This window comes from Fluviicola sp. (assembly GCF_030151805.1).
GTDB lineage: Bacteria > Bacteroidota > Bacteroidia > Flavobacteriales_D > Crocinitomicaceae > Fluviicola.
In genome coordinates, this window is sequence record NZ_JASLCN010000307.1 from 1 (window position 1) to 15,469 (window position 15,469).

Sequence of the window (15,469 nt, forward strand, 5' to 3'; positions counted from 1 at the left end):
CAATTCCCTCTTGCAAAAATGAGTAAGGAAGGAGCAAAGAAAACCAAACAGTTTGCAGCCGGAAATGCATATACTTTCACAAAAGATTCCTTGCAATACTTTGTGCAGGAACTATCAAAAGGAGAATATCATGCGGGCAGACGTTTAGTGGTTCTGAATACGAAAACGGATCAGGTGCTGCTTGAACGGATTTATGAAGAAAGCGAAGGAGTTGGAATGGCGCCGTTGAATCATAAGACCAAAGAATATGAATTCCTCGAGCAGTGGACCGGGCAATTGTTTAAAGATCGGGCACCGGTTCTTTTTGGATTCCAGTATTTTTCATTCGGCTGTCCCGAAATTTCATTTCTTGAAAAAGGCGCAGAAGATATTTACCTCAACTGCGATAACAGACATTGATCGTCAACAGAGGCTTCCGATGAGAAATGAATTTCAGTGGTAATATTCAAATTGACGTATTTCTTTGTTGATTAATAGTTTATCAAGCGATTCTTCCCGATAGATCCAATTTCCCCGGAGATCATATTTGTAAGTGATCGTTGTTACAAAATGCTTTTTCTCTTTCGGACGATCTACTATTTTTCGGATGACATCGCCTTGTTCGTTATAAAAGAATTGTTCGGTCCAGGAATAATCGGTCGAATGGAATTCCGTACGGATTAGTTGATTCAATGCATTATAGGTGTATACAAAATGGTGAAGCGGAAAGTTGTCATACCGAAGTAATTGTTCATGAACTTTATTACCATGGCCATCATACGTATATTCAGTTGTTTCGATGATTTTACCATGCTCGGTACCTGAGTCCTTGATACTTTTGATCTTAGTTAAATGTCCCGGAATATCATAGGTATAAAAGTATTCCTTGCTTAAACCGTCTTCAAGTCTGGATTTTACAAAAGTTGAGATGGAATTGGTGTAAATAATCCGACCGAGCGTATCAAACAACTTCCTGCAGTAAAATTGATATTCTTGATTTTTGCTGCGGGTGATTGTCTCCAAAGAACTTATTTCGTGAATGATTCTGAAAAAAACAGTATCTCCGGATTTGTTTTTTGTGAGATGAATCAACACGCTGTCTGTAGTAATACAGGTACTGGAAGCCTCAAATGGAGCTGATCCGGAATCATGTACGCTACGATGGATCCCACAACCTGTAGAGTCATAAGTAAACACTGATTTTCGGAGCAATAAAAGCGGGGATTCAGGCAATGCGGGATCCCGGGCATAATGAACCGAAGAAAACGTTGATACGGATCCATGAAAATGGGAAGATTCGTGTAAAAGAGTCGTTTTTATTTGTCCGAGTAATGTGACAGGGATTAGAAGAAGAAAGTAGTATGTATATTTAGCCAATTTCATAACATCATAATTCCATTTCAGACGAATGTTACAACAACAAAACATACCTGAACCGCTGTGTCAAATTGCGGATTCAATACTCTCAAAATTTCAATTAACTATTGTGAATATTAGCCCGGATAAGGAATGTAAAGCATATTCCGGGGTTAATTTTCAGCTGAAAGAACAAACAATTAAATTCCGGAAAGCGAAAATCACACCGAAAAAAACAGGACTTTTCGTCACGCTTTGGAAGCGGAATGCAAACGGTCAAACAGAACCCTTTCCGGTAACAGAGCCGGTTGATTTTTATATCATAGCGGCAGAAAAGGATCAAAACAAGGGCTTTTTCCTATTTCCGAAAGCCGTTTTGGCAGAAAAACGAATCCTGACGGAAAACGGCAAAGAAGGGAAGCGAGGCTTCAGAGTATATCCGGCCTGGGATATTCCGGAAAACAAACAAGCCGAAAAGACCCAAAACTGGCAAAAATCCTTCTTCATTGACATGAGTCAAGAAGAAAAAATCGGGATCGAAAAATTCCGCAAACTGTTTTTCGAATGCACCTTTCCATAGAAATGCACGAGCTTTTAAGCGATTGATTCCGATAGAAATTCCGTGTCATCCACCTTTTCAATCAGAGGTGCTTATTTCACACATTCGTAAAATTGCGAATTGCCAAATTGGCAAAATGCCAGGACAGGAATTTTGCAAAAAAAATAATTTGATAACATGAAATTTCCCGGTTTAAAGCCTTGAATTCAGTATCTTTAATCTGATTCGGAAGAATCCCGAGAGTAATCATAAAAAGGGAATGATATGAAAAGAACAGCAACAGCACATTGGTCCGGAACCCTGAAAGAAGGAAAAGGAGAATTAACCACTCCGAGCGGAATTTTAAACAACAGTAACTACAGTTTCAAAACCCGTTTTGAAGAAGGGGTAAGCGGAACCAACCCGGAGGAATTACTGGCAGCAGCACATGCCGGATGTTTTACCATGGCAGTTGGAGCAGCTTTGACGCAAAAAGGAATCACCGGAATTGATTTACATACAGAAGCAGCCGTTTCCATGGAAGGACTTAAAATTACAGGAGTTCATTTAACCATCAGCGGATCAGTGGCAGGAATCTCACAAGACGAATTCAGTGCAATTACCAAAGACGCAGAGAAAAACTGTTTGATCTCACAAGCCTTGAGCATTCCGATCACATCCGAAGCGAAATTAGGATAGTCAGAACCAGGAATAAACGTGTTTTGAAAGCCATCTCAGTTCAAAGAGGTGGCTTTTCGCGTATATAATGACAATTACCTTAAACGGACGACTAAAAGCAGCAGTTCTAAAAACAAATCGTTTTCACTCGTGATTCTCCACGTTCTGACTCTAAATGTCTTGACTCTAATTCTTTCCATTCTCAAAAATGTAACACTCAGCATAGTCGGCTGTATAAAACTCAGGATGTGCAAAAAACTGATCCTGCGGTAGCACGTTTTGTTTTCGGACTGCCCATTTTTGCGGCAGTTCATTTTTCTTCATTCGCGATAAGAGCTAAATGATCGATGATTATTCACTAAAAAAATAAATAAATGAAAAGCACCACTATGAAAGCTGTTACGATCGTTTCAGCAAGTCTGGCGTTGGGATTGACAGCCTGTAAAAAAGAAACCAGGAATACCGCTACCAGTCCTGGAAAATTTACAAAGAAAGAAGTTTCTGAAACTGCAGCAAGACCGGTATACAGTGAAGGAATTTTTTCCAATGACGGTTACAGTGATCCTTATAACGTGATTACCGGATTTTATCAGGTTTGGGGGCCTTTTCCAGGACAGCGGCCAGTAGGCTCATTTCCGGTTACAGATGCAGGAACAGGAACGGTGGTTGGTTGCGGAGCTGCTACAGGAGCTTATGTATACGCTTGCAGAAGCACTACAGGAGGAGTACAGTATTTGGAAGGATCTTATTTTTCAACTCCGATTCTTACTGCTGCAGGAAATGTATTCACATCATTGATTGAGGAAATCGAAATTCATCCGGCAACTCAGCAGGTATATTTATTGGTTTCAGAAGGTGGCGCAAAACGAATTTACGTCGTGGATCCGGCTGCAGGCACAGGAATTGCAACACTTGTAACAGTGAACGGAAATATGAATGCCTTTAACAGTACAACAATCAACGGATACAAATCCGGCTCGATTACCTTTGTACCGGATGGCAGCGGTGGATATGAATTTGTATTCTCAAGCGAGTCTAGTGTGTATGCGGCATTGGGAATTGTTTCCTGGCATTTCAGTCTTTCGGGAACAAACCTCACAAGTATCGCTGCGAATCACAGAACTTATGCCGGAATTCCGGGAACTGGAAAAATCAACACCACTTACGGAAATGGGAAGTTGTACTTTGCCAGAGACGCAAGCACCTTGTATTCACTCAGTTTAACAACCAATGATGTGTTTACCAACGAAGGATTCTCCGTGACCAACAAAAACGATTTCGGCTATTGGAAAGCATTTTAAGAATAACAACTAACCATCCATGCGTTTGAAAAAAGGTCTTCTCACTAGTTGGGAAGGCCTTTTTTTGAATAATCGAGATTGAACGATGGGTTTGGAAGGTTGTCAGATTATTCTGGCAACCTTTTTTTTGTTGATGGAATACTGAAAGTACATTTAACTCGTTTTCTGATGCACAACAATCATTCATGTAACCATTGTTCCCTGTTTCTCTTATTTTTAATTTGTGTTAAAGAAGTTACCCATTATTTGCCTGCTATTTTTCACCGTTCTTTCGGTAAGCTATTCACAAAAATTAGTCTTCGAAAATTTAGGCGTAAAGCAAGGATTGCCAGCCACTGAAGTATATAATTTATTTCAGGACAGGGAAGGTTATGTCTGGGTGTTTACCGAATATGGCATAGTAAAACACAATGGAAGCAGCTTTGTGCCCGTATGTTTGAATATTCCCATGAACGAGCGTGTAGGATATGCCGTCACCGAATCCGAATCCGGCGTAATGTATTTTGCAAACTCCAAAGCTGTTATTTATCGGGTTGAAAAAGATCAGGCCTTTCGGGTAAAAGGATCAGAGCGCTATCGCAGCGAAATTCTCCGGACCGGAAGCCCCATCCTGAATTTGTTTGCAGACCATCGAAACATGCTTCATTTTTCCACCTTCCGGAAAAGTTATTGTATTCCCGGCAGCCAAGTATCAGCTGCTGAAAAAAACAGGATCCGGAAACAAAAAACTTCGAAGAAAAAGACAAAACCATTGTTTATTGCCCGCTTAAAAGATCCTGCATGCGGAGAAATCTATTTATCCATGAAAAACCGTTTTGGGACTCTTGTGAAAGAAATTCATATGGATTCGATTTTCATGAGCAGAACAATTGCTTATGAATTTCACGGGAAGCATTATTGGGCGGTTTTAAACAGAATAAATTTACTTCGGAAAGACGGATCGGAACTGGTTCACTGCTTCAACGAACAAGTCGTTAATTTTAGAGTAGCGGCCGACGGACATGTTTGGGTAACGCTCATCCGTAACGGTTTGTGGGAATTAGATCAGGACCTCAATCCTCTGGAACACTACCTGGAAAATACGACGGTATCGGATGTTTTGCTGGACGATCAATCCGGAATGTGGGTCTCCACGATCGGAAAAGGACTGTATTATTGTAAAAACACAAACAATCATTCGTTTCGGAATCTTCCGGAATTGAGTGACCGGATTACCCTTCTGAAAGTCATTGACGGGAAACTGTTCATAGGTGTTTCCAATGGAAAATTGTTTGTGAGAGAAGGACAGAAAATTCGCCGGATTGATTTGAAAACAAATGTTTCCGATATCAATGATGTAACAGAGTTTAAAGGCCGTTATTATGTAGGAACCAAGGGTTTTGTATTCGTACTGAACAAGCAATTTGAATCGGTAGAACTGATCAAAAAAACAAGTGCTTATGCCTTCCATAAAGCACAAGATGGTTCATTGATTGTGATAGCGGCATCTAATATTTTTCAAAGAAAAAATAACGGTTCTCCTTTCAAACTGTTGAGAATGAACAACTGGAACAGGGGAGTGGTTGAACGGAACAGGGGAGAGTTTTTTATCATCAAAAGAGAGGGGCTTTACCGCATGGGTTCAACGTTCTCGAGCCCGGCCTATCTGAAAAAATTGAGAGGGAAGAATATTTCAAGTATCAAAACGGATTCCGCCCGGAACATCTGGATCTGCACAAAAGGCGATGGTTTGTATCGTTTAACTACCGGGAATAAATTGGTTGATTATGCTAATCTTCCCTCGGAAGTGATTAACGATATCAGTTTTTTCAATGACCGGATCGTCTTGCTGTCAACCAATAAAGGAGCTTTCGTAAACACGCTGGATCAATTTGAAAACCGGGCCTCCTGGAAACAATTACTGGATGAGGAAGTTTTGAGAATGACCCTTGACGGAGATGAGCTGATGATCGGGACGATGACAGGGCTCACTTCCCTGGCTGTTGATAAATTGTTCCGCTCATCGAACTATCGGTTTTATCTGACTTCCGTTAAAAACGGAACAGAAACGATTCTTCCGGATCAGCTTTCCGGATTAAACTACCGGCAGAATGATCTGTATGTTGATTTTGACTTTTTAGCATTCGGTTCTCCGTCCAAACAGCTGTTTTATAAACTGGAAGGACCTTCAGGATCGGAAGGCTTGATAGAAGGAACGCAAATTCATTTACAGAACCTGAGCCCGGGACAATATACTTTATCAACAATCCCCCTGATAGACAGGATTTATGGAAAAGACCAGGAACTTGTCACCCGGTTTTATATCAAGCCGGCCTTTTGGCAAACCACGTTTTTCTTTGTATTCATCCTGATCTTTGGTTTTGCGCTGACCATTTTGGGGAGCTGGTGGATCATGCGCCGCAAACGGAAAAAAGAAGAAGAACAAACGCGGATTGAAAAACTGCTGACCGAATATCAGCTAACCGCCTTGAAAGCGCAGGTTGATCCGCATTTTATGTCTAATTCATTGGTCGCGATCCAGGAACTGATTATCCGGAAAGAAACCTCCAGGGCCAACCAATACATTGCGAAGTTCAGCATGCTGATCCGTCATTTATTGAATTATTCGGATCAGCCGGTGATCAGTTTGCGCAATGAATTGAAAATCATGGATCTGTATGTTGATCTGGAGCAGCTCCGGTTTAACAACAGGTTTATTTTTGTGAAAGTAATCGATGAAAACATTCAAACAGATCAATTATACATTCCGGCATTGATTACGCAGTCATTGATTGAAAATGCCATCTGGCATGGACTCTTGCCATTGACAGACGAACGAATTCCGACATTGACGCTTTCCATCCAGGTACAAGACGAAACACTTTGTATTTCCATTATTGATAATGGCGTGGGAAGAGTGGTCGAACCGAATAAAGCATCTTGTGTGCTCAGAGAATCAAAAGGCATGTTATTGATTTTGAAACGGCTGGAAAATCTGAATAAGCTCTATGCTCCCGCAAAAGGAACATTTGAATTTATTGATAGGTTCGATGAAGCCGGAAAACCCGCTGGTTCAACGGTCCGGCTGTCATTTTCGTTAGATATGATAAACAAATTATACGATGCAAAGAATTAAAAGTGTGATCATTGATGATGAAGCTGCAAACAGAAACGTATTGGGTAGTATGTTGGAGGAATACTGCCCGGTAGTTGAGCTGGTTGGCGACGGAGCTTCAGTAGAAGAAGGATATGAGTTGATTTGCAGAATGAAACCCGATTTGGTATTTCTGGATGTCATGATGATGACCAAAACCGGCTTCGACCTCCTGAGAATGTTTGATGAGTTTCCGTTTCACGTCATTTTTGTGACAGCCTTTGATGAATATGCCTTGCAGGCTTTTGATTTTAATGCAGTAGACTATATTCTGAAGCCGGTTGACCATGCGAAACTCATTCGGGCGGTGGAAAAAGTAAACCGGGCAATTCACCGGGGAGAAAATTCGCCGGTTGTCCATTTCATTCGGTCCATTGATGAACAAAACCAGTTGATTAAAAGCATTCCTTTCCATCAGAAGAATAAAGTGATGATTGTTGAACTGGATTATATCAGCCATATCCGGGCAGACAGGAACTACTGCGAGGTCTTCACAACGGACGGGCAGCGAATTTTGTCTACCAAATCCTTATCCGATTATGAAGCACTTTTAGGACCCTATCCTCACTTTTTGCGGATCAATAAGAGCATTTTGATCAACATCCGGCATGTGAAGGAATACTCAAAAGGAGCAGACTGTGTGCTGACCATGAAATTCTGCGATGAAGAATTTGAAGTTTCCCGCCGTAAAAAGTCTCAGATTCTGAGCTTCCTGAGAAATTGAAAGGTCTTGAAATAGCGGTAGTTTAATCTAATGTATGTTAATAGTTCAAATTGATTTAATAGAAACAACTTCTCAATTTTGCATTTTCACTTGAACTCTTTTCCCTTGGCGAAACTAAATGATCTTGCTGTTAACCGCATAAGAAAGCGCTTCCACCATATTGCTCACTCCCAGGCGTTCGAAAATGCGTCTCCGGTAATATTTGACCGTGTCCGGAGCAACAAAAATTCTTTCCGCAATTTGATTGATGGTCAATCCCTGGGCATGTAACCGTAAAATCTCTGTTTCTCTTTTGGTTAATTTAGGCTTCTCGGATTTGATCCAGTTATTGTTTTCCGGATCGAGAAACCAGATTTCGTCCGAACCTTGTTTTTGAATACTGATGTTTCCAGCCTGTTTTTGATTCGAAATTGAAACAATACACATGGATTTCCACATTTTTCCTTCATTGGTCAGAAACAGCGGAGTAAGTTTGTGATTGATGAGAACCTTTCTGCCGTCCTTGTTGATCAAATGAAAATCGTACGTGATACTGTAAAGTTTCTTCTCTTCGAATAGCAGTTTCTGAAAGAAATCAAAACCCGCGTCATTGATCTGCGCCAGTAATTCCAGGTCTTTTTCAGGAACGTTCCGGAAGTAGAACTCATATCCCATTTCCAGCACCTCTTCCGGTGAATGACCGCACAAAAACAACGGGTTTTCGGAAACATATTCAAAAGACATGTCCGAATAATCGATCACATAAATGCTTTCGTACGTCAGACGTGCAAAAGATTTCACTGCTTCAAGGTATTTTTTCCGCTGAAAATGATCTTCCTCCGATACATTTCCGATGTTGTTTTTAGTTAGCAGACTTGAATGAAGGTTCTTTTTCATGTGCATAATACAAAAGAACAAAATTACACTAAAGTGTAGTCTTTGAAATCATTTTTGTGCAGACTTTTGGCAGAAAGAAAGTGATAGTATGAAGAAACTTCAAGAGTTGAGTACAGAAGAACTTACGAAGAGGAAGTCGTTGTTAACGGGATGCTTGATCGCATTCGGAATATTGGTTGTTTTTGCCGCCTTCCTTCTGATCTTTTTGAAGGCGAAACCGGTTTTCTTTATTCCGCTATTCGTATTCCCCGTGATCTTAATGCCCATCTTCATTTCACTGAAACCATTAAGTAACGAATTGAAAGCACGTCCTGTGAAAAATTCTGAAGGCGTTAACGATTTAAAATAATAGAGGATATGAATTGCAACCATTGCGGAAAAGAGGTAAGCGGTCAGTTTTGTTCCAATTGTGGCGGTCCGGCAACATTAAAACGGGTCGATGGACATTATGTCATTCACGAAATACAGCATTTTTTACACTTCGAAAAGGGAATCCCGTATACAGTCAGAGAATTACTCATCAGACCCGGAAAAAGCATCCGTGAATTTATTTCGGTCGACAGAAACAGGTTGGTGAAACCGATTTTGTTCTTAATCGTTTGTTCTTTGATCTATACGTTTATCTCTCATTTCTTTCATGTCGAAACGGAATCTGAAAGCGTGAAAATGCTCAAAGGATCTGCACTTTTGGCCCTTCTTGAATGGATTGAACATCATTACGGATATGCAAACATCCTCATGGGCTTGTGTATTGCCCTCTGGCTGAAACTGTTTTTTGGAAAATACAACTACAATTTCTTCGAATTATTGATTTTGTTGTGTTTTGTAATCGGAATCGGGATGTTGATTTTTACCATTTTTTCAATCACTGAAGGTCTGATGCAAACCCGGTTGACTACTCTTTCAACCTTTGGAAGTCTCATTTATCCAAGCTGGGCAATCGGGCAGTTTTTCGATCAGAAAAAGGTGATAAACTACGTGAAAGCCTTCATTTCCTACCTGCTTGGAGGATTGATGTTTTTTATTATCGTAGGATTTATCGGGATTTTTATAGATGTTTTAATGAAACATTGAATTGAAATAGAACAAATGCCCGCTGTTAAACGGGCAGTGTTGCATGTATATCATTCCTTCGGTTCTGTCAACCAGGGATCATTCAGTAAGTCATAATCGCTCAAAGTTTTCAAAAAAGCGATGAGCAGACTTTTCTCATTTCCCGGTAAGGGAATTCCGTTTTCAAGCAAAGGGTCCAGGGTAGACGCATGCTGAATACCATTGCTGTAATGGTTCAGCACGTCATTCAGCGTAAAGTAGCGTCCGTCATGCATGTAAGGATAAGTCAAAGCAACGTTTCGCAAACTGGGAACCTTGAATTTTCCTTTGTCGCTTGCTACCTGCGTAATCAAAAAGCGCCCTTCATCGGTAAAGGAAAGATCCAAACCGTTGTTCCGGTATGAATGATCCGTGAAAAGCGGTTCCGTGTGGCATTGACTGCATTTCTGCTGAAACAAAACATATCCCTGTTGTTCCGCTTCCGTAAAAGTTGCTTCACCGCGCTTCACCTTGTCGTATTTCGAATTGTTTGAAACAATCATCATCAGGTACTGCGTAAACGCTTTCAGCATTTTCTGATCCGTTATTTCTTCGGAGCCGTAAGCCTCTTTGAAAAGTTTCCGGTACTTGTCGGATTGCTGCAATTTGAGGACAATATTTCCCAGTGTTTCATTCATCTCCGCCGGATTGGTAAGCGGTGCAACCGGCATGACTTCTATGTGATTGATCCCACCATCCCACATAAAAGCCGGGGACCAGGCCATGTTGAAAATAGCCGGAGAATTCCGTGTTCCCAAAGCTCCGTTTACTCCTGCACTTAAAGGCGTGTTGTGGCCCGCAAAGGCGTGCGACTGCGCGTGACAGGTTGCACAGGAAACTGTTCCGTCAGATGAAAGCAAAGGATCATAAAACAGGAAGCGACCAAGGTTAAACTTGGCATAAGTCTGCGAATTATTCTCAAAATTGTAAGCCGGCGCAGGAAAATAATCCGGAGAATTAAAGCCCCATTTCCGGTAGGTTTCCACGGTTGCTTTTTTACAGGAGAAGAGCACCAAACTGCCGGCAATTAGTACAACCGGCAGTTTCAGAAATAGCTTACTCATGAATGTGTTCGAATGCGAATGATCCGTAAAAATCATCAGCCATTGTTTTTGCTGTGGCTCCCGGCATGTGGATCATTGAATTGCTGCTGACGCTTCCTGCTGTTTCCCACAATTTTTCAGGCGCAGCAGATAAATGAATCTGGCAATGTCCGTTTCCTGCCACGGAAAGACTGTTGCCGGTGAAGTTGTGACTTTTCTTCATGACTATGTTATTTGCTCCCGAGAAACCACCTAAATGGAAGGTAAATGAACCCATGCCTGCATTTGGAGAAGTTCCTTCCGCTTTCAGCATAATGTAGCCCGAATTCCAGCTCCAGAACATTCCCAGCGACGGAGATAAAGTACCGTCCTGTGCCCCGGAAACATTTCGCATACTGTCCACTCCAAGAGCATATTCAATATCGGTGTATTCTCCGTTTGGAACACCTGTTAATTCAACAGAAGGGGTCGTTCCGTTAGTCAAATCAAGCAGGAAATAACTGTTCGGCTGAGTCCACCAGCTTCCGTCTGCTTTTTTCAGACGAATATTAGAAATGTAGTATTTGAATGTGGTGAAATTCAGCGTATCGTGCGTCAAAGGGTTGATCAGATTCTGATTCAAAGCAAACTCAAGACTGTCTTGCCACGTGTGCTCGATTTTCAAGGTAACAGTGTCCGTTCCCGGATCTGTGGGTTCTATTTTATCTTTTTTACATCCGAAACTAAGGGATAGTACAAGGGCGGCAAAGCCCCATTTAATGTTGTTTTTCATGTTGTTTTTCCACTAATTTGATGTTCCCGATGAAAGGTGGACGTAATATTGCGGAATTACGTCCGGTTGACTTCATATGCCCGCGGATACAAACTCCCGTGGAAATGAAATGACTTTCTTTCCGGAACAAAATTTTCCAATAAAAATGAATCGGCTTAGGTTAAGCTGATACGAAATCACCGGAAAAATAATTGGGTGGATGAAAAAAATTGGAAGTGAAACTCTGTTCGTAATGAATTCGGTAGATTCCGCCTTTTTTTGCCGGAATAACAGAAGAATTACCATGAACAGCATTCAAAGAAAGGTGTTCGAAAAAAAGCAGGAATTCGGTCGATTTGACATGCTTCGGATTAAAAGGAGCTTTCGATTCTTCGTAATCCTGTTCGATCTGCTTCAGCTGTTTGGAAAGATAACACTGACCGTTACAATGCATCATCGGGTTGTCCTTGTTCACACAATACAATTCTGTGATTCGGATTTGGTGAATCTTCCAGTCAATGAAAATAGCCGTCTTGATTGATGCTTGTATCAAAAATGAACCAATAATCAGAAAAAGCAGAGTTCTTTTCACGCGTCGAAATTAATCATTTTGAGTGTTAAATCGAAGCCGAACCGGGAAGATTGTGACTGAATTTCCGGCTTGCGGTGCGTTTTACCCGAACAAGTCTTCATTTTGCCGGATTCTCCTGTTACATAATGTGCTAGCTCCTGATTATTCGGAAACAAGTATTTATACGGGTGTAAAACAGGGAGTTATCATCGGAAAGATGAAAAATAGATGTAGTAGCTTTACAACATCCTATTCAGAAACAACTATTCGCACGATGATAACGAAAGCAATTGTACCGGCGTATGCCTTCTTTTATACGGACTTGTATTTTCACAAGATTCCACCAATATTCCTGTTCATACCATCAAAGACAGCAAACAATTTGTAAAGATCATTGAAAAGATCGCATCGGAAGAAAAGCCGTATTTGTATTTGATCAATTAACAACGATAAAAACAATAAATCATGCTTAAACGAAAAAAAGAAGATGCTGAAAATGCAGGACAGCAATTATTCAGAGCTTCAAATGAAAATCAAAAAGGTGTTTTAGAGAAATTAATGTCCGGATATTCGAAGCTTTTGATCGAAGATCCGGTGATGCCATTTAAGGAAAAGAATCTGCAGCAGATCGCGAATGATGTTGATTACGGCGTTTTAAAAGTATTGGATGGCACGTGGGTAAGTTACAACGCGAATTACAATCAAGAGGTCGGTAGAAAATCAAATGGAAGTGGAATACACACGACTATTATGCCTTCACCCGGCACTGCAGAAGGAAATATTCCGGGGAAATTCAGTTTTGACTGTGAAGAATATATCGAGAAGTTAACCTTTTCGCTGGTTCCGGGCGGTGTGCGTAATCGTGGTGGAGCAAACGAACTGTTTTGCGGTGCTGTTAAGTATGAGCAAAGCATTAAGAGTGTTAACGAGGTACAGGGGCAGGAAGCGTTGCAATACGAATCCATTCATGAAGAGAACGGAATGTATTTGTGGTTGAGCGATGTCTATAATCATGCAGCTACCAAAGAATCTATTAAACAAGATCGCGGTATTCACGCCGTTTCCGAACAAGTGAAAAAAGACTACGGTTATGACGGGGAATACAGAGATGAACCTCTGGTTCAGGTAAAAGATGAACATGGGAACATGAAGTACATTCTCATGAGTGATTTGAAAGAAGGACAGGAATACTTTGAAATTATTCCTGCAAAGGAATTAAAACCGGGAGCAGGCGCAACCGGTCCGTATTTTATTCCGGATTATTCCATTTCACGAAGCGGTGTTATTCCTCATGGAAGTACAATCACTTTGTTGGGCGATATTACAACAATAAACTCTCAGTACCTGGCTAGTGGTTCTCCGGTTTTCCCAACTGGCACGGCTACCTGGGATCCTCCTCATCTTTCGATTTCACCGACAATGGGTGGAGCAGGTGCAAATCCCCCAAATCCACCGATAAACCTGGATGAACCGGCTCCGGCGTGGGTACATGAAACATTGACGGATAAAAATGATCCGGGTGAGAATAAGATCTACACACAACGAATACTTGCAAACGAGCTGTACCCTTATTCCGTGCGACCTGATATGCGTTTAAGAGATACATTAAGCGGGGAAAAGGTCAGCAATTATGTATTTATTCAAATGTCGTCAAAGAATAGTACCGGTGCGCAGGGTGGGATTTTAAATGTTCCTTTTGTGACTCGTTTTGTTCCTACTGTTGAAATGAATATGAACATGTGGATTGAAACGATTATTGAAGATGGGAAAGAAATTCTTCAGTTGCAGTACGAGCAGGTGATCTTTTTCGAATTCCATTTTGGTGATGACGGTGGCACCACAAGCTGGCCGCACATTCAGGTGAATACACTTCGTCGAATCGAAGATCTTCCGGCGGATCAGCAACGGATTATAGAAGAGCAATTTTTCAACTGTAACAAAGAAGGAGAAGCATCCAGAGGAGCTTCAGGCTGTCCTTACCATAAAGAATAAGAATTGTACAGCTAAATTCAAATAATACTCAGAAACGATCAATCTCGTTTTCCAGGTTACGTGGTGGGTTCAACCGATCATGTGGCCGCATATCACTATCAACAGTTTGGTAAAAGTGTGATAGTATCAATACAAAAAAGCGCACGTCGATTTGGCGTGCGCTTTTTCCGATTCAGGTGAAACCGGATTTTATTTTTTCTGATACAGGGTTCCTGTTTTGATCACCAGTTTGCTCAGTTTGTTTTCCGAAACCAATGCTTCCAGCGTCTTTTGCGCTTCTTTTACACTGATTGAATACAACACCGAATATTCCTTCGCCGTGAGAGTCGGGTAATGCTCAAAAAGAGTGAGCGGAGTGGAAGTATTGATGGCTTTTTTCTTCGCTTCCGGCACAAGTTGTTTGATGGCGTCTTCAAATGTCTCATAAGGTTTGAAGCCGTAAACCAGGAAACGCTTGTCATCCGAACCGGAGAAATACATCGACGGAAAACCTCTTACTCCTAATTGACGACCGAAAGCCAGATCTTCTTCGAATAGTTTTTTGGCGTCACCACTTTCGTAGTCCTTTTTCAGTTGCTCCACATCCAATCCTACTGTTTTTGCAGCAGCACTGATCACTTCCCATTTCGTGATATTCTTCTTTTCAAGGAAAACATATTCACGCAGTTTGCGCATGAAAACAATGGCTTTTTCTTTGTCCTGCATTTGTGCAGCTTTCACGGCAATGCTCGGAGGATAGGAAGACGGAAGCGGATCTTCCAGCCAAACACCACCATCAATCGGCATTTCATAATAAGCACTGACTTCTTCCCAGTGATGAGCAACATCCGAAGGTTTACTGATTCCGCCACTGTTGTAAGACCAATCCGGGAGCAAACCGCCCATGCGGTAATCGATCTCGATGTATTCACCGTATTCTAGTTTCAATTTTCTCAATTGTGGCTCAATTCCCCAACAGGAAGAGCAGATCGGATCGGTGTAATAAATGATTTTTACAGGCTTTTTCTGGTTCAGCATCATGAATTGAGAACTGTCTTGTGTTCCTGCATCCGGAAGTTCACAAGTTCCGGTAATCGGGTCGCATAAAAGCGGATTATTTTGATTTTCTTTCATCGTTTTTGTTGTTTGTGATTGGCAGCTGAGTGCTCCGGCCAAAATGACCATCACTAGTGTACATTTCATAGGCTTGAGTTAAATCATGCTGTTTTCTTGCTTTCGAAGCCTTTATTCTTTCTTCCTGTTTGAATCATAATCCTTAAATTTGTGTTGTTACTGAATACGTTTGTTTGGTACAAAGATCGTGACAGTTTATTTATCGGTCAATTAGTCAAAAAAATATGACTACAAAAAAAGCAACAGAAGAAATCAAAAACGAATGTCCGGCAGAATGGCTTTTGAAAATTCTTTCCGGAAAATGGAAGCCGCAGATCTTTCG

13 protein-coding genes and 2 pseudogenes are annotated in these 15,469 nt (G+C 41.2%); 9 read left to right on the plus strand and 6 right to left on the minus strand.

All coding sequences use genetic code 11. The features are described 5' to 3' along the window. Positions 1–399: pseudogene (locus Q1V93_RS11735) on the plus strand (oxidoreductase); the annotation flags it as partial. A 33-nt stretch (positions 400–432) separates the two neighbouring features. Here Q1V93_RS11735 and Q1V93_RS11740 read toward each other — a convergent pair. Continuing rightward, positions 433–1,362 (minus strand): hypothetical protein, encoded by a 930-nt coding sequence (locus tag Q1V93_RS11740; RefSeq protein WP_300664898.1) that lies wholly within the window; start codon positions 1,360–1,362, stop codon positions 433–435. A 103-nt stretch (positions 1,363–1,465) separates the two neighbouring features. Between Q1V93_RS11740 and Q1V93_RS11745 the strand changes: the two genes are divergently transcribed. The 6 genes and pseudogenes from Q1V93_RS11745 to Q1V93_RS11765 all read left to right on the plus strand — a co-directional run bounded on the left by Q1V93_RS11745 (position 1,466) and on the right by Q1V93_RS11765 (position 7,709). Continuing rightward, on the plus strand, positions 1,466–1,915 hold the full coding sequence (locus Q1V93_RS11745) for a MepB family protein (RefSeq protein ID WP_300664900.1): 450 nt from the start codon (positions 1,466–1,468) through the stop codon (positions 1,913–1,915). Positions 1,916–2,158: 243 nt separating this feature from the next. Continuing rightward, the gene (locus Q1V93_RS11750) at positions 2,159–2,572 is read left to right on the plus strand and encodes an OsmC family peroxiredoxin (protein ID WP_300664902.1); all 414 of its coding nucleotides are present in this window, start codon (positions 2,159–2,161) and stop codon (positions 2,570–2,572) included. A 353-nt stretch (positions 2,573–2,925) separates the two neighbouring features. Then, complete coding sequence (locus tag Q1V93_RS11755; protein WP_300664904.1) at positions 2,926–3,852, plus strand: hypothetical protein; 927 nt, start codon at positions 2,926–2,928, stop codon at positions 3,850–3,852. 223 nt (positions 3,853–4,075) lie between these two features. Further along, positions 4,076–4,237 (plus strand): annotated as a pseudogene (locus tag Q1V93_RS19405) (hypothetical protein); the annotation flags it as partial. 63 nt (positions 4,238–4,300) lie between these two features. Next, positions 4,301–6,967 (plus strand): histidine kinase, encoded by a 2,667-nt coding sequence (locus Q1V93_RS11760; RefSeq protein ID WP_300664905.1) that lies wholly within the window; start codon positions 4,301–4,303, stop codon positions 6,965–6,967. After that, positions 6,954–7,709: a response regulator gene (locus tag Q1V93_RS11765; protein ID WP_300664906.1), complete on the plus strand. Its 756-nt coding sequence runs from the start codon at positions 6,954–6,956 to the stop codon at positions 7,707–7,709. Before Q1V93_RS11760 ends, Q1V93_RS11765 begins: the two co-directional genes overlap by 14 nt. A gap of 114 nt (positions 7,710–7,823) precedes the next feature. On the opposite strand, the gene Q1V93_RS11770 is transcribed toward Q1V93_RS11765, so the two are convergent. Beyond that, positions 7,824–8,585, minus strand: coding sequence for a helix-turn-helix transcriptional regulator (locus Q1V93_RS11770; RefSeq protein WP_300664907.1), 762 nt, complete (start codon positions 8,583–8,585; stop codon positions 7,824–7,826). Positions 8,586–8,942: 357 nt separating this feature from the next. Here Q1V93_RS11770 and Q1V93_RS11775 point away from each other — a divergent pair, with 357 nt between their 5' ends. Continuing rightward, a complete protein-coding gene (locus Q1V93_RS11775) occupies positions 8,943–9,659 on the plus strand; it encodes a DUF3667 domain-containing protein (protein WP_300664908.1) in 717 nt (238 codons plus the stop codon). Between the two features lie 50 nt (positions 9,660–9,709). On the opposite strand, the gene Q1V93_RS11780 is transcribed toward Q1V93_RS11775, so the two are convergent. The 3 genes from Q1V93_RS11780 to Q1V93_RS11790 form a co-directional block, all read right to left on the minus strand. Next, entirely contained in the window at positions 9,710–10,741 is a 1,032-nt protein-coding gene (locus tag Q1V93_RS11780; protein ID WP_300664909.1) for a cytochrome c peroxidase, read from the minus strand. Next, on the minus strand, positions 10,734–11,492 hold the full coding sequence (locus tag Q1V93_RS11785) for an MbnP family protein (protein ID WP_300664910.1): 759 nt from the start codon (positions 11,490–11,492) through the stop codon (positions 10,734–10,736). Before Q1V93_RS11785 ends, Q1V93_RS11780 begins: the two co-directional genes overlap by 8 nt. A gap of 160 nt (positions 11,493–11,652) precedes the next feature. Beyond that, on the minus strand, positions 11,653–12,063 hold the full coding sequence (locus Q1V93_RS11790; RefSeq protein ID WP_300664912.1) for a hypothetical protein: 411 nt from the start codon (positions 12,061–12,063) through the stop codon (positions 11,653–11,655). A gap of 444 nt (positions 12,064–12,507) precedes the next feature. Between Q1V93_RS11790 and Q1V93_RS11795 the strand changes: the two genes are divergently transcribed. Further along, positions 12,508–14,034, plus strand: a complete 1,527-nt coding sequence (locus Q1V93_RS11795) for a peroxidase, FMP-type (RefSeq protein ID WP_300664914.1) — start codon at positions 12,508–12,510, stop codon at positions 14,032–14,034. Positions 14,035–14,223: 189 nt separating this feature from the next. Here the strand turns inward: Q1V93_RS11795 and Q1V93_RS11800 are convergent, their stop codons facing one another. Then, positions 14,224–15,147 (minus strand): ClpXP adapter SpxH family protein, encoded by a 924-nt coding sequence (locus Q1V93_RS11800; protein ID WP_300664916.1) that lies wholly within the window; start codon positions 15,145–15,147, stop codon positions 14,224–14,226. Positions 15,148–15,469: the final 322 nt, after the last annotated feature.

What these genes read in the sequence shown, in the direction of transcription:
- Q1V93_RS11740 (WP_300664898.1), bottom strand. Translation starts at nt 1,362, where the DNA reads ATGAAATTGGCTAAATATACATACTACTTTCTTCTTCTAATCCCTGTC.
- Q1V93_RS11750 (WP_300664902.1), top strand. Translation starts at nt 2,159, where the DNA reads ATGAAAAGAACAGCAACAGCACATTGGTCCGGAACCCTGAAAGAAGGA.
- Q1V93_RS11755 (WP_300664904.1), top strand. Translation starts at nt 2,926, where the DNA reads ATGAAAAGCACCACTATGAAAGCTGTTACGATCGTTTCAGCAAGTCTG.
- Q1V93_RS11760 (WP_300664905.1), top strand. Translation starts at nt 4,301, where the DNA reads ATGAACGAGCGTGTAGGATATGCCGTCACCGAATCCGAATCCGGCGTA.
- Q1V93_RS11765 (WP_300664906.1), top strand. Translation starts at nt 6,954, where the DNA reads ATGCAAAGAATTAAAAGTGTGATCATTGATGATGAAGCTGCAAACAGA.
- Q1V93_RS11770 (WP_300664907.1), bottom strand. Translation starts at nt 8,585, where the DNA reads ATGAAAAAGAACCTTCATTCAAGTCTGCTAACTAAAAACAACATCGGA.
- Q1V93_RS11775 (WP_300664908.1), top strand. Translation starts at nt 8,943, where the DNA reads ATGAATTGCAACCATTGCGGAAAAGAGGTAAGCGGTCAGTTTTGTTCC.
- Q1V93_RS11780 (WP_300664909.1), bottom strand. Translation starts at nt 10,741, where the DNA reads ATGAGTAAGCTATTTCTGAAACTGCCGGTTGTACTAATTGCCGGCAGT.
- Q1V93_RS11785 (WP_300664910.1), bottom strand. Translation starts at nt 11,492, where the DNA reads ATGAAAAACAACATTAAATGGGGCTTTGCCGCCCTTGTACTATCCCTT.
- Q1V93_RS11795 (WP_300664914.1), top strand. Translation starts at nt 12,508, where the DNA reads ATGCTTAAACGAAAAAAAGAAGATGCTGAAAATGCAGGACAGCAATTA.
- Q1V93_RS11800 (WP_300664916.1), bottom strand. Translation starts at nt 15,147, where the DNA reads ATGAAAGAAAATCAAAATAATCCGCTTTTATGCGACCCGATTACCGGA.